Annotated in this window: 18 protein-coding genes and 2 pseudogenes; 17 read left to right on the top strand and 3 right to left on the bottom strand. The window is 57.0% G+C overall.

The genetic code is table 11. The features are described 5' to 3' along the window. Positions 1 to 4: 4 nt before the first annotated feature. Positions 5 to 241, bottom strand: a pseudogene (locus IV01_RS27505) (LysR family transcriptional regulator substrate-binding protein); the annotation flags it as partial. Positions 242 to 247: 6 nt separating this feature from the next. After that, positions 248 to 421 (bottom strand): annotated as a pseudogene (locus IV01_RS27500) (ParA family protein); the annotation flags it as partial. 507 nt (positions 422 to 928) lie between these two features. Here IV01_RS27500 and IV01_RS10030 point away from each other — a divergent pair. The 3 genes from IV01_RS10030 to IV01_RS10040 all read left to right on the top strand — a co-directional run bounded on the left by IV01_RS10030 (position 929) and on the right by IV01_RS10040 (position 3,769). Next, positions 929 to 1,567 carry an antitoxin Xre/MbcA/ParS toxin-binding domain-containing protein gene (locus tag IV01_RS10030; RefSeq protein ID WP_080290329.1) on the top strand — a complete coding sequence of 213 codons (639 nt, stop codon included), beginning with the start codon at positions 929 to 931 and terminating at the stop codon, positions 1,565 to 1,567. Then, positions 1,567 to 2,064, top strand: coding sequence for an RES family NAD+ phosphorylase (locus IV01_RS10035; protein WP_032629445.1), 498 nt, complete (start codon positions 1,567 to 1,569; stop codon positions 2,062 to 2,064). Before IV01_RS10030 ends, IV01_RS10035 begins: the two co-directional genes overlap by 1 nt. 400 nt (positions 2,065 to 2,464) lie before the next feature. Continuing rightward, entirely contained in the window at positions 2,465 to 3,769 is a 1,305-nt protein-coding gene (locus IV01_RS10040) for an MFS transporter (protein ID WP_032629443.1), read from the top strand. Here the strand turns inward: IV01_RS10040 and IV01_RS10045 are convergent. After that, positions 3,764 to 4,780: a helix-turn-helix domain-containing protein gene (locus IV01_RS10045; protein ID WP_032629442.1), complete on the bottom strand. Its 1,017-nt coding sequence runs from the start codon at positions 4,778 to 4,780 to the stop codon at positions 3,764 to 3,766. The two genes, IV01_RS10040 and IV01_RS10045, sit on opposite strands and share 6 nt — an antisense overlap. 476 nt (positions 4,781 to 5,256) lie before the next feature. Between IV01_RS10045 and tssA the strand changes: the two genes are divergently transcribed. The 14 genes from tssA (at position 5,257) to tssJ (ending at position 23,568) form a co-directional block, all read left to right on the top strand. Further along, complete coding sequence (tssA, locus tag IV01_RS10050) at positions 5,257 to 6,807, top strand: type VI secretion system protein TssA (protein ID WP_032629441.1); 1,551 nt, start codon at positions 5,257 to 5,259, stop codon at positions 6,805 to 6,807. A gap of 98 nt (positions 6,808 to 6,905) precedes the next feature. Then, the gene (gene tssB / locus IV01_RS10055; RefSeq protein ID WP_032629439.1) at positions 6,906 to 7,403 is read left to right on the top strand and encodes a type VI secretion system contractile sheath small subunit; all 498 of its coding nucleotides are present in this window, start codon (positions 6,906 to 6,908) and stop codon (positions 7,401 to 7,403) included. Between the two features lie 3 nt (positions 7,404 to 7,406). Further along, entirely contained in the window at positions 7,407 to 8,891 is a 1,485-nt protein-coding gene (tssC, locus tag IV01_RS10060; RefSeq protein WP_032629437.1) for a type VI secretion system contractile sheath large subunit, read from the top strand. Between the two features lie 158 nt (positions 8,892 to 9,049). Next, a complete protein-coding gene (locus tag IV01_RS10065; protein ID WP_032629436.1) occupies positions 9,050 to 9,538 on the top strand; it encodes an Hcp family type VI secretion system effector in 489 nt (162 codons plus the stop codon). Between the two features lie 71 nt (positions 9,539 to 9,609). Next, on the top strand, positions 9,610 to 10,029 hold the full coding sequence (gene tssE, locus IV01_RS10070) for a type VI secretion system baseplate subunit TssE (RefSeq protein WP_195758794.1): 420 nt from the start codon (positions 9,610 to 9,612) through the stop codon (positions 10,027 to 10,029). A gap of 3 nt (positions 10,030 to 10,032) precedes the next feature. Further along, the gene (tssF, locus tag IV01_RS10075; RefSeq protein ID WP_032629435.1) at positions 10,033 to 11,748 is read left to right on the top strand and encodes a type VI secretion system baseplate subunit TssF; all 1,716 of its coding nucleotides are present in this window, start codon (positions 10,033 to 10,035) and stop codon (positions 11,746 to 11,748) included. Next, the gene (gene tssG / locus IV01_RS10080; protein ID WP_032629434.1) at positions 11,712 to 12,722 is read left to right on the top strand and encodes a type VI secretion system baseplate subunit TssG; all 1,011 of its coding nucleotides are present in this window, start codon (positions 11,712 to 11,714) and stop codon (positions 12,720 to 12,722) included. Before tssF ends, tssG begins: the two co-directional genes overlap by 37 nt. Next, positions 12,719 to 15,451 carry a type VI secretion system ATPase TssH gene (gene tssH, locus IV01_RS10085; protein WP_032629433.1) on the top strand — a complete coding sequence of 911 codons (2,733 nt, stop codon included), beginning with the start codon at positions 12,719 to 12,721 and terminating at the stop codon, positions 15,449 to 15,451. The genes tssG and tssH overlap by 4 nt, the downstream gene beginning before the upstream one ends. Before the next feature lie 35 nt (positions 15,452 to 15,486). Continuing rightward, positions 15,487 to 18,111: a type VI secretion system Vgr family protein gene (locus IV01_RS10090; protein WP_032629432.1), complete on the top strand. Its 2,625-nt coding sequence runs from the start codon at positions 15,487 to 15,489 to the stop codon at positions 18,109 to 18,111. After that, on the top strand, positions 18,108 to 20,735 hold the full coding sequence (locus IV01_RS10095; RefSeq protein ID WP_032629431.1) for a DUF2169 family type VI secretion system accessory protein: 2,628 nt from the start codon (positions 18,108 to 18,110) through the stop codon (positions 20,733 to 20,735). Before IV01_RS10090 ends, IV01_RS10095 begins: the two co-directional genes overlap by 4 nt. Further along, positions 20,728 to 21,678 (top strand): pentapeptide repeat-containing protein, encoded by a 951-nt coding sequence (locus IV01_RS10100; RefSeq protein WP_050507706.1) that lies wholly within the window; start codon positions 20,728 to 20,730, stop codon positions 21,676 to 21,678. Before IV01_RS10095 ends, IV01_RS10100 begins: the two co-directional genes overlap by 8 nt. Before the next feature lie 8 nt (positions 21,679 to 21,686). Continuing rightward, the gene (locus IV01_RS10105) at positions 21,687 to 22,334 is read left to right on the top strand and encodes a DUF3540 domain-containing protein (RefSeq protein ID WP_032629430.1); all 648 of its coding nucleotides are present in this window, start codon (positions 21,687 to 21,689) and stop codon (positions 22,332 to 22,334) included. Positions 22,335 to 22,347: 13 nt separating this feature from the next. Beyond that, positions 22,348 to 22,755: a PAAR-like domain-containing protein gene (locus IV01_RS10110; RefSeq protein ID WP_032629428.1), complete on the top strand. Its 408-nt coding sequence runs from the start codon at positions 22,348 to 22,350 to the stop codon at positions 22,753 to 22,755. A 195-nt stretch (positions 22,756 to 22,950) separates the two neighbouring features. Continuing rightward, complete coding sequence (gene tssJ / locus IV01_RS10115; RefSeq protein WP_032629427.1) at positions 22,951 to 23,568, top strand: type VI secretion system lipoprotein TssJ; 618 nt, start codon at positions 22,951 to 22,953, stop codon at positions 23,566 to 23,568. Positions 23,569 to 23,578: the final 10 nt, after the last annotated feature.

The following is a 23,578-nucleotide window of genomic DNA, read 5'->3' as shown; positions in this document are numbered from 1 at the left end:
CCTGTCAGGACGACAGCGTCTGCAAGGCGTCGAGTACTTGCCGCAGCGCCTTGCCCACCGGCTTGTCCTGACGCAGCGCAATGCCCAGCGTATGGGTCAATGGCGGTTGCAGTGACTCGACCCGCAAGCCCCGTCGATGATGAGTGGCTGTCACTGACATGGCCGGCACGATGCTGTAACCCAAGCCGGCGGCGACCATCTCCTTGATGGCCTCAATGCTGCCCAACTCCATCACCGGTTTGTGGGGATCGTTGGAGAGGATCAGCGACAGATTGGGGATGCAGGTGCGGGAAACGACCAGATCAGGGATGGTTTCGTTCTGGGAAATCAGTTGATATGTGCCGCCAGGGGCTTCGCTGTCCAGACGATAGAAGGAGGACAACGAGGGTTGCGTATCGAGGTCGATGACCAGGGTGCGGATATTTGAGTCGGCGCAGAAAGCGCCCAGGTTTGCGGTTACCGTGGTCTTGCCAGGGCCGCCTTAGGTCGAAAGGACCGATGCGATTTTCATGGTGCTTGCCTCTAAATCGATTGATTAGAGACAGCGCTTAAGCCGATCATCGGGACTGAGAATCAGTCTTTCAGGACAGATTTCAACGAAAAAGGGCGGTTTTGTTGGACTTCAGTTCACCCTCGGCTTCAACCACAGAAGAGCCTTTTGCTCTTCACCCAAACCCAGCCCTTTTCGGGTAGGGCTCTTACCCTTGGCTTCCATTCCCTTGCTGTGCCATTCCTTTTGGCTGGTGGGGTTATGGGCCTTTTGGAGCACGGGCAAAAGGGGAAAACTGGTTCAGGTGGTAGGAGGTAAGGGAGGTTTTCCTAGGGGTAGGTGCTTGAAAGATCCATGCCACTGTAGACCGATCTTTTGCATTTTCGGCCATATGGCAGTATTTTAGATGTCATATGTCCGAGCGTGACGGAGGTCACCATGACTGCGACAGCAGAAGTTCTTGAGGGTAAAACGGCGCGCCCAAAAACCGTCAAAGCGAAAGTCGGTAGCGCAAAGGTGCCGGTTAAGCCTGCCGCAAAAAAGGTCATTACAAAGCGCGCAGCCCCGGTCAGCAAGGGCCAGATCAAGCAGAGGGAAACAACGTTGCCCGAAGTTAGCTATTCAATATCAGATGCGGTGCGGTCGAATAGCGCCCATCAGCCCATGGTGAGCCTGTTGCTGCCTGGTACCAATACTGACGATCGTATGGCGGTCTTCAAGGCGACCAAGGCTGGATTCACGCTCAGTGCAGTCATTGACCTGGTTGAATCTGTCGAAGCGTTCAGGCGCCATAACGTTTTGTCGAAGATCGTTGGCCTGTCTGATCGAACCCTCGCGCGTCGGATGAAACACAAGGACGACGCGCTCACTCCTGAGCAGAGCGCCCGTGCCTTGTACTACGCGGAAGCGCTGGAGAAGGCTCAAGCAGTGTTTGGAACGCGCGAGTTGGCAGAGAACTGGATAACCAAACCTGCACGTGGCCTGGATGGCGAGTCGCCAATCGATCTGCTATCCAATCCGGTGGGCTACGAGCTGGTAACTGATTTCCTTCACAGGATCGAGTACGGGATTTATTGATGGTCACAGATCCACTCAGTGCGCCAATCCACTTTTGGCGTCTCGACCAGACTAGACACGCGTCCACCTGGAATAGCGGCATTGGAGCAGAAGGCAGTGGAGGGCGCTGGAATCCCAAAGGCGTGCAGGTTGTTTACACCAGCCTGGACGCCGCCACCGCCATTCTCGAAGTGGCCGTCCACAAGGGTTTTGAAGCGCTTGATTACATGCCGCATACGCTGACTGCGGCCAGAGTGCTCGACATGTCACGGGTCCATAAAGTCGACCCGGAAGACATTCCCAACCCAAACTGGCTTATCCCTGGAACGCCGAGCCGCAGTCAACAGGCCTTCGGAGCGACTCTGCTCGCACAGCACCCGTTTGTGCTGATGCCCTCAAGCGTGTCGCGCCATAGCTGGAATCTGCTGGTTAATCCTATGCTCGCTAAAGGCTTGTACGAGTTGGTGCTGCAGGAGCGATTTGGGCTGGACGGGCGTCTCAATCCGCCTGCTACCTGAACGTATCTGGATTTCAGACCTATGCAGCCTCGAAAGCTCTTTGAGCCAGCAAGTTCTGCAAACCCTCATTGATTCCGTTACCTATCCAGTTGCCTACGCAGCGTGTGAGTGAAATCGATCATTTGCTGCCGCAAAGGTGACACCCGCTCTAATCAAGCAAGGCGGGATTACCGAGCCCAGGCGATCTAATCCAACAATATCAAGATGATGGTATTGTGGGACCATTCTGAATGATTCACCCCCTTTTTGCTGGTGAGTTAATGTGCCTTTTTGGGGGGGGCAAAAGGGAAGCTGTATGTCGGGAGGCAATCAATACATTGCCGTCTTCGAATACCGATGCCTAATTAACGCCCACATCAAATCTCCGACTCACTATGCTTGAGCACTCGTCCTACTGCCTATGTCGACCCCTCGCACCGTTCATCTCTCTGCAGGCACCCGGCAGTCAAAAACCACCGTCTTCGCGATCGTGATTGGCAATGGTCTGGTGATATACGACTTCACCGTTTACAGCTTCTCTGCCGTGATCATAGGAAAACTTTTTTTCCCTGCTGACAGTTCGCTCTCTTCTCTGCTTATGTCGTTGCTGACTTTTGGCATCGGTTTCACCATGAGGCCACTGGGGGCTTTGGTGATCGGTCACATCGCGGACAGCAAAGGTCGCAAAGCAGGCCTGAATATGTCCAATTTGCTGATGGCCTCAGGCACAGCATTGATTGCATTCATGCCGACCTATGAGTCGATTGGCGTTACAGCCACCTTGCTAATCGTCATCGCTCGTTTGCTGCAGGGTTTTGCTGCCGGTGGTGAGATTGGCGTTGCTTCTGCGGTCTTGATGGAGTTGGCCCCTGCGGGTAAACGCTGCTATCTGGTCAGTTGGCGCTCTGCCAGTCAGGCTGCGGCGGCGTTGGTAGGTGCTCTGGTAGGCGCTTGCACCACTTATTTACTGACACCCGAACAGTTAATGGCATGGGGCTGGCGCATCCCTTTTATTTTGGGATTATTGATCGGTCCGATCGGCTGGTTGATTCGACGGAATATGATTGAAAATGTACAGCCTGTTATCCCTAGACCGTCTTTTAAAGTTTTGCTTAACCAGCACCGTTCCCCGCTTCTGCTCGGGATTTTGCTAATGGCTTCACCCACGGCAAGCATTTATTTGATGGTGTTGTATATGCCCACCTATCTGACCCGAAACCTTGGGATGTCGCCCACCATGAGTCTGCTTTCATCGTGCCTGGCGAGTGCGATGCTATTCATCGCCGCACCTTTGTTCGCGCGTATCGCAGATCGTGGTACTCAGCGAAAGCCAACTCAATATGTGACGATGCTCGTCAGTATTGGGTCCGTATATCCCGTATTCCTTGCTTTGACTGAGGGTGTCGGCGAAGGGTTATCCCTTCTGATAATCGCCGTTTATGCGGTTGTAGCGATGGGAAACAATGGTGTGATGACTGTGATGATCATGGAGTCATTTCCCCTGCATTGTCGTGGCATGGGCATGTCGCTGGTTTATAGCCTGGGCGTGACTATTTTTGGCGCGTTCAGCCCGTTTTTTGTCACTTGGTTGATCAGTGTTACGCATAGTCCGATGGCGCCAGCATGGTATTTGCTAAGCGCGATGCTGATCAGTTTGTTTGCATTGAAAGCGTTCCCCATTGAAAGTCAGCGTGACTTAGTTGGGCCTATTGGACAGAAACTATAATTTCTTGCCTATTCTTTGCAGCGCCAGAAAACGATGGTCTTGTGGGGACATGTCATAGTGTCGACGGAAGGCTCGGGTGAAGTCTGAAGCGCTGTTAAATCCCAAGCTGTAGGCGATTTCAATAATCTGTCTGTTGGGATAACGCACGATTTCATCGGCGGCTTCACGCAAACGGCAGTTGATGATGTAGCGCCCCAATCCGCCTTCATGTTGAAACAGCCGATACAGTGTCGCGCGGGGAAGTTGAAGTTTGACCACCACACTTTCTGGCGTTAACCAAGGCTGATAGAGATTCACTCTGACGTAGCGTCTGGCCTGGTCGAAAATTGCACTGCGTGCTGCAGCCCTTACGTTCCCACTGAGTTTGGCCTGTTTGGCAAACGCCCCGAGCATCAACTGGACTGTGGTATCGAAGGCCTGGCTGGCTTCATGTTCGCTCATTCTAGCGACACGTCCTGCCAACGCGGCTGCGTGCTCGACTATCAGTCGGGTCAGCGGGTTTGTGCTTTCGAAGATGCGGCCATGGAGGGAGTCCGCATGGGGCAGTGCCAGCTCAACAATCTGGCGTGGCGCAAAAAAGCTCAGGACCCTGCAACGACTTCGGTGCATGCGGATCGGCTGATTTAAATCTAGAGCCATGATGCTGGCCAAGCCAGGACTACGACTCTCCAGACCCGCACCCTGAATGCATTCGATACCACCCTCGGTATAAACCTGAAACACGTAGTCCCGCTTGTCGTCCGTGGAAATACGCGAGACCGGGCGATCAAGCACCAGATGGTCGCTGGCGCAATCGCTGAAAACCCGGTCACCTAGTGCGTAACGGTCAATGCAGGCGTTGAAGGGCAGGGTCACTGCGCTGGATGACGGGAGAACGTCGATCACATGGCCGACACGACGACGCCATGCCAGCAACTGATTGGCAGCGGGCTCAGCGCTGACATCGAAATGATCGGGGCTCTGCGATGCACGGGCTTGGCTTGAGGATTCAATGAGCGTTGATTTATTCATAAATTAACAGCTGACCAGACGATCAAGCTTTCGTGACTCATTGATTGTGGTACGGGGGCTGCAAATCCGTGGCTGGCCCAGTCGTGAAAGGCGGCGGTTATCTTATCTCCTTGTGCGATCGGGCTGTTCGCAATGTACGGGCAATGCGGTGGTGCTGTCTAGGCATCCGGCTACGGATACCGTGATTTTTAAATAAAGTTCAAAAACTGCAACGCAAGGTCAAGCCATGCGGCAGCCGTCTGATAAGTTTCCTCCACAACAGGTAAGGAATGCCTTTGGTTCAGCGAGTTTATTACCGAGAAGTAATGAATAGTCCAACCCATTCAGGTGTTCACCTGATAGTGCCAGCAGGGCGAACAGATCATCGTTATACCACCGATGAGCAAGACGGTTTGATTTGTAAGAGTAAAGGCATCGACGGCATTTTTGCGCATATGACGTGGTACTCAGTAGTTGTGGTGTCGCAGGAATAACGTATGAGTTACCAAGATCAAGAATTAGGCTCGTTAGCCATTAGTGTGACTAGCCCATCGGGTGCTAATCCACGTGAGAGCGCTGCTTTTGCACGGGCGCAAGCTGAACTAGAGAAGCTGACCAATATTCACGCTGATACCGGAGTTGATTGGCACATTGTTGCCGAATCCTGCGCTGATGTTCTTCGCGTTGAGGGTAAGGATATCAATGCTGCGGTCTGGCTGTTATGTGCCTGGACCACAATCAGAGGCATACCTGGCCTGGTCACCGGTGTGCACGTATTACGCGAAATGCTTGAGCTGTACTGGGACACCCTCACGCCACCTCCCGCGAGGCTGCGTGCCAGACGAAATCAGGCCGAATGGATGCTTGAGTGGCTTACCGCCAAGATCGAGGAAAGCTTTGAGCCTGTGCCCGGTGAGCGATTGGCGGCGCTGCTTGAAGACTGGGATGCGATAGACACTCAGTGGCGTGACCGTGATTCAGAAGGGCCGAGCTTCTTTGCGTTGCGTCGTCGTCTTTCACAGCTCCCTGTAGAGGCTGCAATCGTGTCGACGGTTGCTTCATCCGAGGTGATTTCGGCACCACCTGAACCGGTCCAGGCACCGGTCGTAAAGCCCGCAACACCGGTCGGCAAGGAACCACCTACATTGGCAGCTGCTCAGCCCTTGGGCAGCCTGGAAGGCGATGAAACGGTAGAAAATGCAGTCACCGGTGTGTTCGCCTCGCTGATGCCTCTGGTGGGTTTTTGTCTGGAGTCTAAGGCAACGCTGCCGTTGTTGTTTCGCCTGAATCGCCAATTGGCCTGGATGACTTTGGAGCAGGCGCCGCCTGCACAAGGCACCACAACCCGTTTGCCAGCGCCCTCCGGGGCTGAGGTCGAGAGTTTCAATCGCTTGCAGAGCATCGGCGAGCCATTGGATGTCGTGCGCTTTTGCGAGGGCCGACTCAACACCTATCCACTCTGGCTGGACCTGAATCGAGCCAGTCACTTGGCACTTACGCGCCTTGGCGCCGGAGCGGTGCAAGCCGCCACGAGCCTGGCGCTGGAAACCCGGCATTTGCTGGTGCGTCTGCCGACGCTCGCCGAGCTGACTTTCGCCAACGACCAACCGTTTGCCGATGGCGCGACGCGTAGTTGGCTCGAAGGCTTGGCGCCCGCGACCCGTTCGGGTGCTGCTGATGCCGTGCAAACCCTGATTGAAGCCGCGGCCCAAGACGCCGCCGACGGTCAGCTGAGCAGCGCGCTAAACCGCCTGCAGGACAACCTGCGTGAGGTCAGCAGCGGCCGAGACCGGTTTCGTCTGCGCTGCGCTCAATGTTTTTTGCTCAAGCGATTTGATCCTCATGCCCGGCTGCAAGTCGCGGTTGATGTCCTGCTGCAGGAAGCAACCGAGCAAGGGTTGGACCGCTGGGAGCCCGATCTTGTGCTGCCGTTGCTTGAGCTGGCTTCGAGCTATGAAGACGGCGATGGCAAAGCGATATGGATGCAGCAACTGGCAGCAATGGATTTGCCTGCGTTCTGGCGCTTGGCCAGCCCGCAGGCCAATTGAAACAAGTCACATGCAATGCCCGACAGACATGTGCATATCCATGCCATGAGTTTTTCAATGGCAGCGTTGAGCGTGCCCGGTAACAGGAGTGGGAATGAATGGCTAGTGAAGGTTCGGTCGCGCCCAAAGAGCGCGTCAATATTGTTTACAGCTCCGACACCGGCGGCGCTCAAGAGCAGGTTGAACTGCCCTTGAAGCAGCTGGTAATTGGGGATTTCACCTTGCGTGATGACGATACGCCAGTTGAGGACATCAAGCCGATTCGCGTCGATAAGGACAACTTCACCGACGTGCTCAAAGGGCAGAACCTGAGTCTGCAACTGGCGGTGCCCAATCGGCTGTCGGAAAACGCGCCGGCAGATGAGCAGATACCCGTTTCGTTGACCTTCCAGTCAATTCGCGACTTCGAACCTGACGCCATTGTTGCCCAGGTTCCCGAGCTGCAGCAACTGATCGCCCTGCGCGACTCGCTCAAGGCCTTGAAAGGCCCGATGGGCAATCTGCCTGAATTTCGCAAGCAACTTCAGGCCTTGATGAACGATGACGGTGCTCGCGAGCGTTTGCTCTCCGAGCTCGGCGTCAGGGACAAGGAGTAACCCATGAGTGAAGAAAAAAGCCAGGCAACGAGCGGCGTCGGGCAAGCCGTTGAGTCGGTTTCCCTGCTGGATCAGTTGGTAGAAGCCACCCGTGTCAAGCCCGGTGACGAGGCTTACGCCGTCACCCGTCAAGGGTTGGAAGCCTTCGTCACCGAACTGCTTGAACCGGCTCGCCAGACCGAGAAGGTCAGTGCCGGGCTGATCGACGACATGATCGCCACACTGGATGCCAAGCTCTGCCGTCAGGTGGACGCCATTATTCACAATGAGAAGTTTCAGAAGCTTGAATCTTCCTGGCGCTCGTTGAAGTTCCTCGTTGACCGTACTGATTTTCGCGAGAACAACAGGCTGGAAATCCTCAGCGTCTCCAAGGAAAAGCTCCTCGAAGATTTCGAAGATGCGCCGGAAATCACTCGCTCGGGTCTGTACAAGGCGGTGTACACCGCTGAGTTCGGCCAGTTCGGTGGTCAGCCATTTGGTTCGATCATTGGTAACTACGAGTTTAATCCTGGGCCGCAGGACATGAAGTTGCTGCAATCAGTCGCGGCTATTTCGGCGATGTCCCACACGCCTTTCATCGCGTCGGCAGGCCCTCAGTTTTTTGGTATCGACAGCTTTGCCGATCTGCCAAATCTCAAAGACCTGCAAGCCGTCTTTGAGGGCCCGCAGTTCACTAAATGGAACGCCTTTCGCGAAAGTGACGATTCACGCTTTGTCGGCCTGACGTTGCCGCACTTCCTGCTGCGCACGCCTTATGGCGAAGACACGATTCCGGCAAAAACCTTTCGCTACAACGAAAACGTCAGTGGCGGGAACAAGGACTTTCTCTGGGGTAATGCTGCGTTTGCATTCGCCAGCCGTCTGTCCGACAGCTTTGCCCAATACCGCTGGTGCGCCAACGTTATTGGTCCGCAGGGTGGCGGTACGGTCGGCGATCTGCCTGTTTACAACTACGAAGCGATGGGTGAAACCCAGACCAAGATCCCGACCGAAGTGCTTATCTCCGAGCGTCGTGAATTCGAGTTGGCTGAGCAGGGCTTTATCGCGCTGACCATGCGCAAGAACACCGATAACGCAGCGTTCTTCTCTGCCAACTCGTGCCAGAAACCCAAGTACTTTGGCAATGACAAGGAAGGCAAAGAGGCCGAACTCAACTACAAGCTCGGCACCCAGTTGCCTTACATCTTTGTGGTCAGTCGCCTGGCGCACTACATCAAAGTCATCCAGCGCGAAAACATCGGCACCTGGAAGGAGCGTGGCGACCTGGAGTCGGAACTCAACACCTGGATTCGCCAATACGTGGCTGACATGGACAACCCGGCAGCCGGCGTGCGCAGCCGCCGTCCATTGCGTCAGGCAGACATTACGGTCAGTGACGTTGAAGGGGATCCAGGCTGGTACCGCGTGGGTTTGAAGGTTCGTCCGCACTTCAAGTACATGGGCGCTTCTTTCACGCTTTCGCTGGTGGGCAAGCTCGATAAGAGCTGATTTGCAGACTGAATGGGTGCCGCAACTGCACCCATTCAGGTGTTCACCCGAGGGTCATTGCCTCGGTAATTTCATACGATGGATTCAACGCAGCGAGCCAGGGCCAAGTGTTCTGACCGGTGTTTGGAAACTAGCTGATTTAACCCGGAGTACCTGTTATGCCAATGCCATGCTACTTGAGTATCGAAGGCCAGAACCAAGGCAAGATTGAAGGTTCTGTTCAGATTGCCGGCCATACCGGGAAGATCCTTGTACAAGCTGTTGAACACCTGATCGACATTCCGAAAAACCCGCAAACCGGCCTTCCAGCAGGCAAGCGTGTTCACCATGGTCTGACCCTGACCAAGGAAATTGACAAGTCTTCACCCAAACTGCAGCAAGCCCTCACCTCTGGCGAGCAGCTCAAGACTGTCGTACTTGAGTTCTATCGCATCTCGCCCAAAGGCACCGAGGAAAAGTATTACACCGTCACCCTGAGCAACGCGGTGCTGATCTCTTCGCGCACCTGGATGCCGAACACCTTGAACCCAGAGTTCAAGCAAATGGGCCATATGGAAGATTTCGGCTTCACCTACGAAAAAATCGTCTGGACGTGGGAGCCGGACGGCATCGAAGCCGAAGATTCTTGGTTGGCGCCGAAGGCGTAAACAACGCGTCATGGTTAAAGCGCCGCCCTCTTGCAGGGCGGCGATCCTGGTTCTTCAGAGGGGGTACAGCGATGAAAGAAAAACGATTGCTGGAACGGATCACCATGTTGCAGGCCGATACCGGCCGTACACACCTGACCCAGTCTGAAGTGCTCATGCAGTCGATCATCCTGCACCTGCAACGCATCCTCAATACCCGCTGCGGCAGCGTGCCCATAGACGCCGAGTTTGGCGTTCCGGACTTCACCAATCTGGCCGGTTCTTTTGCCACCGGCGAGACCACGCAAATCATCGAAAACATGACCCGCATGATTGCCCGCTACGAGCCCCGCCTGAAATCGCCTCGCATCCTGGTCGCCGAAGGTTCCCAGGAAGTGCTGTCGCTGAGTTTCACGCTTGACGGGCTGGTTGAAATAGACGATCGAAACATCCCCATTCATTTGGCTACCCGGGTGTCTTCCGACGGTCGCGTTTCCCTGGCGATGCACTAAGTCATGCTTAACAACCATTATCAAAGAGAACTCAATCACCTCAGGCGTCTGGCTGATGAGTTTGCCCTCAGCAATCCGGCCTTGGCGCCACTGTTGGGTGTGGATTCGGCGAACGATCCGGATGTCGAGCGCTTGCTGGAAGGGGTGGCATTTCTCACTGGCATGGTTCGCCAACGCCTGGATGATGAATTTCCCGAGTTCATTCAAGAGCTGGCGCAGCTGCTGTATCCCCACTATTTGCAACCCTTGCCGTGCTTGACGCTGTTGCAATTTCAGCCCCGTGGACCTTTGCAACAAGTGACCCGCATTGATGCGGGATGTGAAGTGGCCTCGGTTCCCGTTGACGGGCAGCGGATACGCTTTCGCAGCACAGCGGCGGTCGAACTCGAACCGCTGCAGCTGGTGAGCACGCGCTGGGATGGCGGCAACGGCGAAGCACGCAGTTTGCTGATGGATTTTGCGTTTACCACCGCCGACCCGAGCGATTGGCAGGCGGACAGCCTGCGCTTCTATCTTGGCGACGGCATGGTAGATGGCAGCAAATTACTGCGTCTGTTGCAGTTGAACCTGAGGGAGATTCGTATCAGCGCGCTAGGCCAACCCCTGACCGTATTGCCTGCGCGGTATCTGCGGGGGCTGGGGTTTGATGCAAACAACCCGTTGCTGCCATTCCCTGATACGGCCCACCCGGCCTATCGATGCCTGCAGGAATACTTTGCGCTGCCAGAGAAATTCCTTTTCGTGGAGCTGGCCGGGTTCAAACAGTGGGGCGCACGCGGTCGGGAGGGTCGCTTCAGCGTCCGGTTGATGTTTGAAAACCTGCCAGACTGGACGCCCGATTTGTCCGCCAACAGTTTCATGATGGGTGTAACGCCAGCGATCAATCTGTTCGAGCAGCAAGCGCACCCGTTACGTATCAATCACAAGCAAGTCGATTATCGTATTCAGCCAGCCGATCATGGCCAGCGCATGAGCATGCGGATTCATTCGGTACTCAGCGTCAGCGCTTACACCGCGGGCGCAGGCGAGCGACCGCTTGAGCCGTTCAATACCTTTTCGCAAAACGACACTTACAATTTGCGAATCCGCTCTTCGAGTATCGACCCTCATGGGTACGACCATTATCTGAGCCTGCCTTACCGCGAAGGTAAAGTGCCGGCCGAAATGACCTTGTCTATCGGTTTGTTGTGCACCAATGGCAAGTTGCCTGAAAGTCTGCGGCCGGGGGATTTGAACCAGCCCACGGACAACACCCCACCCAGGGTGGAGTTCAAGAGCATCCGGGGTGTCACACCCTGCCAGCCACCGAAATTCGACGACAAATTACTCTGGCGAATGCTCTCGCAGTTGAACGCCAATCACTTTCGCCTGGCCGATCGCGATTACTTGCGTGGCCTGCTGACGGGTTATCTGCCCAGCACCGGCGAGGGCGCACAAGACGCTAATCAGCGACGTATCGATGCCATCGAAAACGTCACCGTCATTCAAGAGCGACGTTTTATCCGTGGGCTGCCCATTGAAGGCAGTGTCATTCGGGTCGAGTGTCGCGGTGATCACTTTCTCAGCCCCGGCAATTTCTACCTGTTCGGTTGTGTACTCGACGAGTTTTTCGCTGGCTGTATGGCTGTCAACAGCTTTACCGCTTTCACGCTGTTCGACAGCGTTCACCACGAGACCTTGCAATGGCCAGCGAAGATCGGGCAGCAACGCCTGCTGTGAGCGATTCGTTGCTTGATGACAGCGGCGATTTCGGGTTTTTCCAGGCACTGCGCCTGTTGCGACTGCGTTTCCCCAGCGATAAATCGTTCGCTGAAAATGTGCGGGTCCGGCCGCGTCTGGGGCTGGGTTTCCCACAGCGTGACATTGAGCAGATCGAGCTGGGCGAGGATGGTCGCTACCGCATAGAAGCCAATTTCTTCGGGTTGTATGGGGTGACTTCGCCGCTGCCTACGTTTTACACCGAGGACCTGATCGACGAGCAGTTGCAAGGGCACTCGGCGGGCCGCGACTTTCTCGACATTTTGCATGCCGCGCTCTATCCGCTGTTGTTCCGCGCCTGGGAAAAGCACCGCATCTGGATCGACATCACCGAGCGGCGTGACGTCAAAAGCCTGCGCCAACTGCAGGCCTTTATCGGTGTCGCTGATGCACGGCCTGAACTGCGCGACCAATCCCTGGATTTACTGCAATACGCAGGCCTGTTCAATCAGCACCCACGCTCGGCCCTTGGCCTGCAGCAATTGGTGAAGGCGGTGCTCAACGACGGTTCTGTGGAGGTTGTGCCCTGTGTCGAAACACGGCTGCGTATCGACCGTCCAGCGCGTACTTACCTGGGCATGCAGTGCGGTGTCCTGGGCGAAGACAGCCTGCTCGGTCGAGAAGTGATGGACCGTAGCGGCATGCTGGATATTCGTCTGACTTCATTGAGTGCCCAGCGTTTTCACGACCTGTTGCCGGGGCAGGCGCTGTACCAAAAGCTGGAAAGGGTGGTGGTGCTGTACCTGCAGACGCCGCTGCACAGTCGTTTGGTCATGATGCTTGCGCCACAGGAGCAGCGATGCGCCTCGTTGGGTCAGGGCTGGCAACAACTGGGTCTGGATACCTGGCTCGGCGACACAAATGCGCAAGACGACGTTGTATTCATGTTAACCGCTGCAAACGGCTCGATGCCCGAAGTGAGGACGCTGCAATGATTCAGGTTGAACTCAAACCGCTGTTCGCGCGGCTCAATGTATATGGCACCAAAGCCCTGGAGACTGCGGCAGGGCTGACCCTGGCACGCACTCACTACGAGATTTCCGTTGAGCACTTGCTGCGTCAATTGCTGGACGATACCCATGCTGACGTCACTCGCATCCTGACCCGCTTTGAAATTGATCCGTTGCGCTTGCGGGCACTGCTTGACGACGGTCTGACGCAACTCAAGAACGGCAATCCTGGTCGTCCGGTGTTCGCCAGCCTGCTCACCGAGTTGATTCAGGATGCCTGGCTCGTCGCCTCGCTGGTGGTGGGCACCGGGCGTATTCGCGGCGGTTCGCTGCTGCTGGCGCTGGTTTCGCGCCTGGGCTATTACACCGCCGGGACGCGGTACGGCGAAATGCTCAAGCCGATCTCCACCGACGCCCTGACCGCTGAATTCGCTCATTTGCTGAACGGTTCCAGCGAAGGCCCGCTGGACAGCCTGCACATCGGTTCATCTTCCTCGACGGTCGCCAGCGCAGGCGGTGTTGCAGCGGCCGCTGAAGACAATATCGCGCGCTTTTGTGAAGACCTGACCGCGAAGGCAGCGGCAGGGCGCATCGACCCGATTTTTGGTCGTGATGATGAAATCCGCCAGATGATCGACATCCTTGCCCGGCGTCGTAAAAACAACCCTATCGCCGTGGGTGAACCGGGGGTGGGCAAGTCGGCGGTCGTGGAAGGGCTGGCATTGTTGATCAGCCAGAACGAAGTGCCGGACTTCCTCAAGAATACCCGCCTGCTCAGCCTGGACCTGGGTGCCCTGGAAGCCGGGGCCAGCGTCAAGGGCGAGTTTGAAAACCGCTTGCGCGGGGTGATCGAAGAGATCAAGGCGTCCGCCACTCCGGTCATTCTGTTTATCGATGAAGCGCACATGCTGATCGGCGCGGGCGGCGCAGCGGGCGGGTCAGATGCGGCCAATCTGCTCAAGCCAGCTCTGGCGCGTGGCGAGTTGCGCACCATCGCCGCCACCACCTGGTCGGAATATAAAAAGTATTTTGAAAAAGACCCGGCGCTGGCGCGCCGCTTCCAGTTGGTCAAGCTCGATGAGCCGAGCGTCAAAACTGCGGTACTGATTTTGCGCGGCCTCAAGGGGCATTACGAAAAAGTCCACGGCGTCAGCGTGCGTGATGACGCCATCGTCGCTGCGGCCGAGTTGTCGGATCGCTACATCACCGGGCGCCTGCTGCCGGACAAGGCCGTGGACCTGCTCGACACTGCCAGCGCCCGCGTGCGGATTGGCCTGGGTATCAAGCCCGCCGAGCTTGAGCGTATGGAGCGCGAGTTATCCGGTCTGGCCCGCGAACTGGCGGCGCTGGAGCGTGATCGCAGCAACGGCTTCCCGGTGGAGGTGCAGCGTCTGGCCGATATTGCCGATGAACAGACGAGCATCGAAGATCGCCGTGTGACGCTGCAAACCCGCTGGCTTGCCGAGCGCGAGGCCGCAGTGCGGGTTCTGGAGGCTCGCAAGCAAGTGGCCTTGAAAGAAGACGATCTGCCCGTGCCCCCCGAGGGCGAAACGGCTCAGGTTCTGGCTTCGCTGACCGACCGTCAGGCGGAACTGGAGTCGGCTCGCCAGGCGCTGGCTGCGCTGCAAGGCGATGAGCCGTTGCTGTTCACCGAGGTTAATCCTGACGCCATCGCCAAGGTGGTCTCTGACTGGACCGGCGTGCCGCTGGGCAAAGTGCTGCGTGACGCCGCCGGTGGCGTAATGGCCCTGGCCGCTAACATCAAGACGCGAATTCGCGGTCAGGACACTGCCGTCGAGCAAATCGCTGAAATCCTCAAGGCGGCACAATCGGGCCTGCGCGATCCGCAGCAGCCGCTGGGCGTGTTTCTGCTGGTCGGCCCCTCGGGTGTCGGCAAGACTGAAACCGCCCTAGCGGTGGCCGAGCACTTGTTCGGCGGCGAGGAGGCGATGATCTCGGTGAACATGAGCGAGTATCAGGAAAAGCACACCGTCAGCCGACTGGTGGGTTCGCCTGCCGGTTATGTCGGTTTCGGTGAAGGCGGCATGTTGACCGAAGCGGTCCGCAAGCGCCCTTATTCAGTGGTGCTGCTCGACGAGGTCGAGAAAGCCCACCTGGACGTGGTGAACATTTTCTACCAGGTCTTTGACAAGGGCAGCCTGTCCGACGGCGAAGGGCGGCAGATCGATTTCTCCAACACCGTGGTGCTGTTGACCAGCAACCTGGCCACTGACGAAATCCAGAACCTGTGCGCTGACGGACGCCCGGACCCCGACACCCTTGCGGAAAAAATCCGCCCGACGCTCTCCCGGCATTTCAAGCCTGCATTGCTGGCACGCATGACCATCGTGCCGTTCTTCACCCTGGGCGGAGAGCAACTGGCCGGTATCGTGCGACTGAAACTGGCCCGGCTCAGCGAGCGGCTGTTGGCTTCATCGAAAGTGCGCCTGACCTTTGCAGACGAAGTCGCCGACGTGATTGCCGCACGCTGCACGGAAGTGGAGAGCGGGGCACGTAACATCGATTTCATCCTGCGTAAAAGCCTGACGCCGCGTCTGTCTGACGTGTTGCTGGGGGCCATTGCCGATCAGCGGCCGCTGGCGGAGTTGCAAGTGGCGGTGGATGTGTCGGGCGAATGGATCATTACGCCAGTAGAGGCGGATCCGATCAGGTCTTTACCCGAGGGTGAAGCGCTGCTCGAAACCTTAGAGTGACTGCTCGTTACCGACTCAAGACCAAGGATTAACTGATGGCCCTCAATGATCACGCACTCTGCACTTTCGTCAGCCTGGCACCCTCGCTTGTGCTCGAAACATTGTGGGTGCAGCAATGGCAGGGAGAGGAAAAGCTCTCGCAGCCTTATCGTTTCGAGGTCCGTCTGGCCACTGTCAATCCGCTGTTCGATGACGAAGCGCTGCTGGGGCATCGGGCGGTCTTGACGCTCAGTGATGGAATGGGGGAGCCACACCCTTATCAGGGCGTGGTGACCCAGGTGGATTATCTGGACGCCGATTGCGTTTATTACTACTACCGCGTGGTGCTGGAGCCGCGCCTGGTGCAACTGCGTCATTTCCGGTTTTCCGAAATCTGGCTGGACAAAAGCCTGCCGGAGCTGATTCGCGACGTACTAAAGCTTACGGGGCTGAATGTCGAAGGACCGGGCATCAATGCGGCGCGAGGTTCGGTTTACGACTTCGATATCCGCGTGCCCGTTGATGACGTGGCGCTGACCCAGGCGAGCTTTACGTGTCAGTTCGAAGAGTCGAGCTTCGCTTTTCTGTCGCGTCTGCTCGAATACTTCGGGGTTTACTACTTTTTCGAACAAAACGCGGGTGGCGAAGCCATAGTGTTTTGCGGCGATCAGCGCTTCCAGCCGCAAACCCCTCACCTGTTGACCTACCGCAGCCACGACTCGGCACTTGATGTTGAGCCAGGCTTGGCTGTTGTGCGTAGCTTTGCGCGCAAACTCACTCGCCAGGCGGCAGTGGTGACCTTGCGCGACTTCTCAGCCAGCAATGCACAACTCCAGTTGCAGGCTGATGCTTCGGTGGCCGTCGCGAGCCTGCCCACCGATGCGACGCCAGAGCAGCTGTCAACCGTGTCTGCCTCAGCGGCATTCCTGGGTGAGCAGGGTCTTTATGGCGAACATTTTGGCTCCCAGGCGCAGGGGCAATGGCTGGCCACACGGCGGGCCCAGGTAATCGGCTGTCGCGCTCGCGAGTTCCACGGCAGCGGTCGCGCCAGCAGCTTGCGCGCAGGCGATCCCATGCTGCTTGTCGCCCATCCTAAGTTGTCTTTCAACACCCGCTATCAAGTGATCCAGGTGCAGCACGAGGGCGACCAGCCGTTGCCGGGTCTGGGCGTGGAGGGTGAGGGCATCGTCAAGGGCATCAGCACTCAGTTCATCGCGTTGCCTGCAGATGTCCAGTTTCGGGCGCCATGCCTGACCCGCAAGCCGTATGTGCAAGGGGTGCTCAGCGCTGTGGTTGATGGTGATGAAGACACCGGCCGGCCGCTCCTCAATGAGCACGGTTGTTACAAAGTGAGTTTTCCGTTCATTCGTGGCGAGAAGAATGCGACGCGTGGTTCGGCCTGGCTGCGCATGGCAACCATTTCCAATGGCTCAAGTCATGGCATGGCATTTCCACTGCTCAAGGGCACAGAAGTGCTGGTGTCTTTTCTCGGGGGAGACCCCGATCGGCCAGTTATTACCGGCAGCGTACCCAACTCCGAAAACCCTGCGCGGGTCACGATGGACAATGCAACACAGAGTGGGATCAATACCCCTGGCGGCCACTATCTTGCTATGGAGGACAGTGCATCGGGTCCGATGATGAGAATGGGGGCGCCCATCGGTAATACCAGGCTGACTCTGGGGGAGGGCAGTGTCAGTGGTGCTCACCTGCAAACCGATAATCATATGCAGTTGGCATCCAACTCATACAAGCACGAAGTGTCCGATATGTATTCCCACAGCATGGGCGGCGGATTAGGTGCCTCACCTCCTCCCCCAAGCAATGGGTCGAATGACGACACATCATCTTCATCTTCACCTTCATCATCTACGCCCGCAAAGGCACCGGCACCGGCGCCCAAGTCGGATGATTTCAAGCCTTTTTCATCGGCAGGTAAATACCGCAACGGTTGGGTCCTGCCTTCCGCAAGCTTCACGCCAACCTGGTCGGTAAAGGCCGATTCAACAACCGTACAAACGAGCGCGACGCTTGGCGTGCTAAAGCAAAGCTTGAGTGTGATGGTCCATGAACTTGCCATCAGCATTGCCGGACCCAAAACGTCTTACGCGATCAGTCCAGGTGGTCGCGAATTCAAGTCAGGGTTTGAATCAACCCATGCCACCAAGATGGAGCAAGCCCTCAACTCCAAGAAAGAACACGTCACTGTTACAGAGAAAACAGTTAATAAAACAGTCGATACGGGCACCTATGTTCACAGTACGACAGCCCTGACAAAGATTGTTTGTGGACCGCATAGCATCTCGTTGACTCCTGCCGGAATTACTATCTCTTCACCGGTGACACCCATCTCCTTGCACGGGGACGTCCATGTGAGCGGCCAACTGGTTGTTAGTGGCAATACGATCGCAAAAAATTTGACCGCGATCATGAATGTGAAGGCTGGGTTGGCGATCAATACCAACAAACTTGAGTCGGTCATCATCAAATCAACGCAGCCTTTGCTGGGCACTGGCGTTGCTCCGACCGTGCCCGCCGTTGAGAACGCAATGATCTTTGCAATGGAAGCAGCGCTTCAGGTCAAGTCTCAAGCGGTGATTGTAGCCAGTGTCGTGAACCGGACCGCAGACGAGCTGAACACAGTTGCCCAGGCTGTACGAGATGTAGCCGGCGTCGTATGAAAAACTACAAACTTGATGAAAGCAGTCTGCTGCTGATTGCACGCCACCAGTCGCTCTCATCGAAATACCTGGTGGTGACTGTTGGTTTTCTGGTGAATCTTCAGACAGGCAAGACGGTGCCCGCCAAAGACAGCTGGGACTGGATTTGTGCTCGATTTAGCGGGGCAGCTTTTGATCGAGGTCTGAAGAAAAGCTGCGGCACTTTTGCAGTACATGGACAGGCATTTGCGCTCAATGAGCAGCAGCGCACAGCGATGCCTGTCCATGTCCGAGTGGGTTCATGCGAGAAAACCTTGCATGCCTTCGCCCCGCGCACCTGGCGTTACGGGTTGAGCGGCTGGAATGCAGTCTCCAGCGGTGGGCTGGAATCGGTTGCGCTGGATTTTCAGCATGCATTTGGGGGTGAGGGTTATGCGGATAATCTGGAGGGTGTGGGCTATGTCGAAAACCCTGGGCCATTGCAACAGATTGCTCTGCCACAGGTAGAGCACCCCGATGCACCTTTGCGCAGCCCGATGGATCGTCCAGCGCCGGCCAGTTTTTTACCTATGCCGCCCCAGTGCATGGCGCGCAAGGGATTCATGGGCAGGCTGGACGAGTCCTGGCAGATGCAAACCGCACCTTGGTTGCCCGCCGATACCGATCCGCGATGGTTCAATGAAGTGGCTGAAGATCAATGCCAGGCGCACTACTGGCGCGGTGATGAAAGCTGGTCAGTTAGCGGCATGCATCCACTGCATCCGCAGCTCAAAGGTAATTTGCCTGGCTTGCGTGCGCGACTGTTCGTGGAGCGCGTGGAAAGCTCTTCGCCCATCGTCGAACAACCTTTGGACCTGGATACGGTATGGCTGTTTCCGAACGACGAACACCTGCTGCTGATTTATCGTGCGCAGATACCGGTCAATGAAGTCGATGCTGAAGATATCGCTGCATTGGGCGTGGCCTGTGAACATCGGGATGATCCGACGCTGAGCCCTCAAGCCTGGATTGACAGGCTCTGGGCCCAGGAGACCGTCGAACCGCTCATGGTGCCTGCGCTGGAGATACCCACCTTTGACCAGGAACAGATGTTGCGTGACCTGCAAGCACAAGCAGATCAAATCCACGCGCAGGTTCTAACGGCCCATCAGGAAGGCATACAGGCCGCGCAAAAACTGGCCACCGACATTGGCAAACCGTTTGATGCATCCAGATTCCCGCCACCGGAGCGGGTCAACTTCGCCGAAGCCATCGCGCAGCGCAATGTTGCGTCAGTGATCGCAGAAGCCCCCTTTGATCCTGCTGTGCTAGAGGCCAATATTCGTGCTGCTATTGTCGACTCCGAGCGGCAAGCGCACCGCTATGTTGAGCAGGTAGCCAGACATCTTGATCGCACCGCTGAATCCATTTACGCCCAGGCCGCCGAACTAAAGGCTGCAAACCCGGCACCATCATTCAATGCGGGTTCCATGTTGGCTAAGTTACCGCTCTCGGCTGCCAGCAAAGCGGAGTATCAGGCCAGAATCGAGGATGTATTGAGCCAGGCTGCATCGGTGCAATCTAATATCGGTGCCGAAATCACTGCGCTGACCGAGCAGATTGTGGCAGCTACTGCGCTGCTGCCTGCGTCTGGGCTAGTGGTGGCCAAGGTTGATTGGACCCGTGAGCTCATTGAGGCGTCCTGTGCTGCTTCGCAAGCGCTTGAAAATCAAAAATTCACAGGGCTTGACCTCTCGGGCATCGATTTAAGCGGTGCCCGGCTGATGGGTAGCGTGTTTGAAAAGTGCAAGTTAACGGGCTCCGTGCTGACCGCAGCCGATATTCATCAGGGTGTATTTATCGACTGTGATCTGGCGCAGGCCGCTGTGCATGAAGGGCAGCTGTCCTCGGCTTTCTTTCAGGGTTGTTGTCTGGACGATGCCAACCTCAGCGGCGCACATCTTGCCCAGGCCTATGCCAGCGATTGCAGCTTCCTGCGAGCGCAATTTACCGCGGCGGTGGTGCCTCAAGCACAATTCGTCGACTGCGCCTTGGACCACGCCGACTTCACCCGCGCTGAACTCGCCGGTGCAAGCTTTCACACTTGCACGCTGACGGCGGTGAGCGCCGTTGACGCGGACCTGTCCAAGTCCAGCCTGCATGCCTGCGTGGTGGACGGTTTGCAGATGTCTGGCGCTAATCTTCAAGAAGCGTCCTGGTCGCAAGTGACCGGCACTGCAGTTAATGCCAAAGCTGCCCAGGCAACTAATTTTCGCCTAGACCAAAGTTGCCAGCTACCCGGTATCTGCCTGGATGATGCGCAATTACAGCGGGCTAGTTTTCAGGGGGTGAATCTGCGGGGCGCCAGTTTAAAAGGCACGATGCTCAAGCAGGCGCTGATCAGTCGTTGCGATCTGCGAGACAGCGACGGTTACCACTTGAACGCGGTGCAGGCTGACTTTACCGGCAGTGATCTCAGGCAGGTCCGTTGGCGAGGGGCCAATTTGATGGAGGCATGGTTACGTAAAGTACAACTGGACGCAGCGGACCTGACCGGGAGCAATCTGTTCGGTGCGATGACCGAAGCGGTCCAGGGTACGGGCGTTGTCCTGGATCGAGCTCTACTGGGGCGGTGTCGTCTGAAAGAGGATCTCGCCCATGTCTGAGCAAACATTGACAGCTGATCAGTTGCAAATGCTGGTCGCCAGCAATGAGCCGTTGGTGGGGCTTGATCTGGAAGGTGGAAACTATCGCGCAATTGATCTTCGCAATGTCCGCTTTGAGGGCGTCAATGCGCGTGGGGCAATTTTTTCCCGCGCTCATCTTGAAGGCTGTTCATGGATATCCTGCGAACTGTCCGGGGCGCAATTCGACGACTGCGCGTTCACCGATTCAACGCTCACCGACTGCATATTGAACGGGGCAAGCTTGTCAGGTTCCCGGCTGGATCATGGTCTATGGCTGCGCTGCACGGGCAATGATCTGGATTTGCGCAAGGCCACAATCACGGGGCTGTCGGTGAACGAGGGTGTGTTTGCTCGCCCGCGTTTGGAAGAGGCCAGTATGCAGACCAGCCAATGGGAGGCTTGCACCCTGACTGATCTGCAAACCGCTCAAACTCGCTGGTCACAGACGCGGTTTATCAATTGCCTGCTGGAGCGGGCGCGCTTCACCGCGATGATTTTGCACCAGTGCGCTTTTGATCGTTCCACGCTTACGGCTGCGGATTTCACGGGGTGTGATGCCCCGTCAGCGTCTTTCTACCAGAGCCAGGGTTTACGTGTGGTGTTTAAAGGCGCACGCCTGGATAAAGCCATTTTTGCCGATGCACACCTGCCAGGCGCTGATTTCACTGAGGCCAGCCTGAACATGGCGTGTCTGAACAACGCCCAGTTATCCGATGCCGTGTTCGCCAAAGCTTCTCTTGAGTATGCGCTGTGCGAGGCGCTGCAAGCGCCTCGGGCAAGCTTTGTGGACGCCAGGCTCAACGGTGCTGATTTTCACGGTGCCGACGTTACCCATTGTGACTGGCGCGGTTCCAACGTAGCCACCCTCCGTCCTGAAGACAGCGATCGCCTGGCGGCGCAACGCTGGCTACCCACTCTATAGGCCCTGCGATGCAAGAAGCCCTGAACTTTATCGACTCCCCGGCCGTGTTGCGCCATGCACAGATCAATGCGGTCAGCGGCGAGCGTTTTGGCGTCGTCAGCGCGCAAGGCCATCGCTACTGGTTAAAAACCGCCATGGGTTGCCTGCTTCACCCCGCCGTTGGCGACACGGTGCTTATTACGCTGGCGGGGGAGGATGGCTACATCCTTAGCGTGCTGGAGCGCACTCAACAGCAGCCCTCGCAGCTGCGTGTAGAAGGCGACGTGCATTTGAGCCTGCCCAGTGGCGCATTGAGCATTAAGACCCGCGATGGCCTCTCGGCGGATACGGGGCCCATGCTTGCACTGCGTGCCGATCACGCTGTGGCGCATTTCACTGAGGCGCAGGTTGGCGTCAAGGCGCTGAGCGTCACGGGTGAGCGTTCGGATCACTATTGGAACGAGCGCAACGACAGCGCAATCAGGCATTGCGAGAAAGCGGTGCGACATACCGCGAACTACAGCCAGAGCCGCCGTGAGGTCAAAGGCCATGAGGAGCTGACCTCGGGGTCGCTTCGCCAGCGCGTTGACAAAGACTGGAGCCTGCGCGGCGAGACGCTGGATTTGTTTGCCGAAGTCACCGTTGCCGTCCGCGGCGAACGCATCAAGCTGGGTTAGGAGGGGACTCGCTATGTACATGCTCAACAATGGCGGTGCGACCGCGAATTCCACGGTGCCTGACATCTGCAAGACGCCAACGCCCGCCGGACCGATGCCAATGCCTTACCCCAATACGGCTGATACCTCCCTGGCTGATCCAGGCGGATTGGTTATGCCGGTCCTGGTCTGTGGTTTGCCTGCAATGAATTTCATGAGCAAGGTCTTGTTGAGCACCGGCGACGAGCCCGGCGTGGGGGGAGGCGTGGTGAGCGGGGTAATAATGGGTTCGATGGCATTTATCGATGGCAGCGTCGCGGTCATGGTGGGCGGTATGCCCGCCGTGCGGCTCACCTCGCAGACAGCTCACAACGGAACCCCGCCCAACACCACGGGGATGGTCAGCGCTCCAAGTCAGACCGTGGTCATGGTCATGTCCTGATCAAGGCAACGGTGTCAGGCAAGACCGAGGCATGGCGCCACAGCCTGGCGCTAAGCGGTGAAGTTACAGACGCCCGATGGCGAATGAATAAATGGGGTCAAGGGTAGGTGTGATGATGATCAAAAATGAAGCCGTGACAAACAGTTGCACTGCCTTGGGTCGGCGCAAAACGCCGACACGCGCACGGGTGCTCGGATGATTAAGGTAATTGCGCCACTGCTCACGCTCTGTCTGCTGCTCACCGCCTGCAGCTCCCAGGAGCTCACCCCTGAGCAAAAGGCCCTCGCCGAACTCAAGTGGGATTACACCGAAAACGCTATCGAGCTGACGTTTACCGCCGATAACGACCTCAATCAGTACGACGGTCAGGCGCATAACCTGCTGGTAGTGGTCGCGCAGTTCGATCAGATCAGTGCGTTTTCGGCTTACACCGGCAGCTCTCAGCAATTGAGCAGCCTGTTGCTGATGAACAGCGCACCGACCGGGATGATCGGCCTGACGCGGCTGTTCATCGAACCGGGTCAGAGCAAGCAGTTGCGCCTGCCAAGGCTGGAGGGCGCCAGGATGGTGGGTATCGCCGCCGGTTATGCCCACCTGGACCCGGCCCGTAGCGCCAAGCTTTATCAGGTGGGTGTGGACGTAACTTCCACGGGATGGTTCAGCAAGACCTGGACCGCTACGCCCAGGCCGATTGCCATTGATTTATTGGCAGGGCCGGATGCGCTGCTGCGTGGCAAAGAAAGCCGCCTCGCGTTGCCCAAACCCGTGCAGCCCAGGGAAGGCGAGGTTCGTCTGCCGGACGCTAGGGACTGATCCTTACGTC

The organism is Pseudomonas syringae (genome assembly GCF_000737245.1).
Lineage (GTDB): Bacteria > Pseudomonadota > Gammaproteobacteria > Pseudomonadales > Pseudomonadaceae > Aquipseudomonas > Aquipseudomonas syringae_J.
The sequence above is the reverse complement of the archived record's forward strand: the minus strand, read 5'-3'. Positions and strand labels throughout refer to the sequence as shown.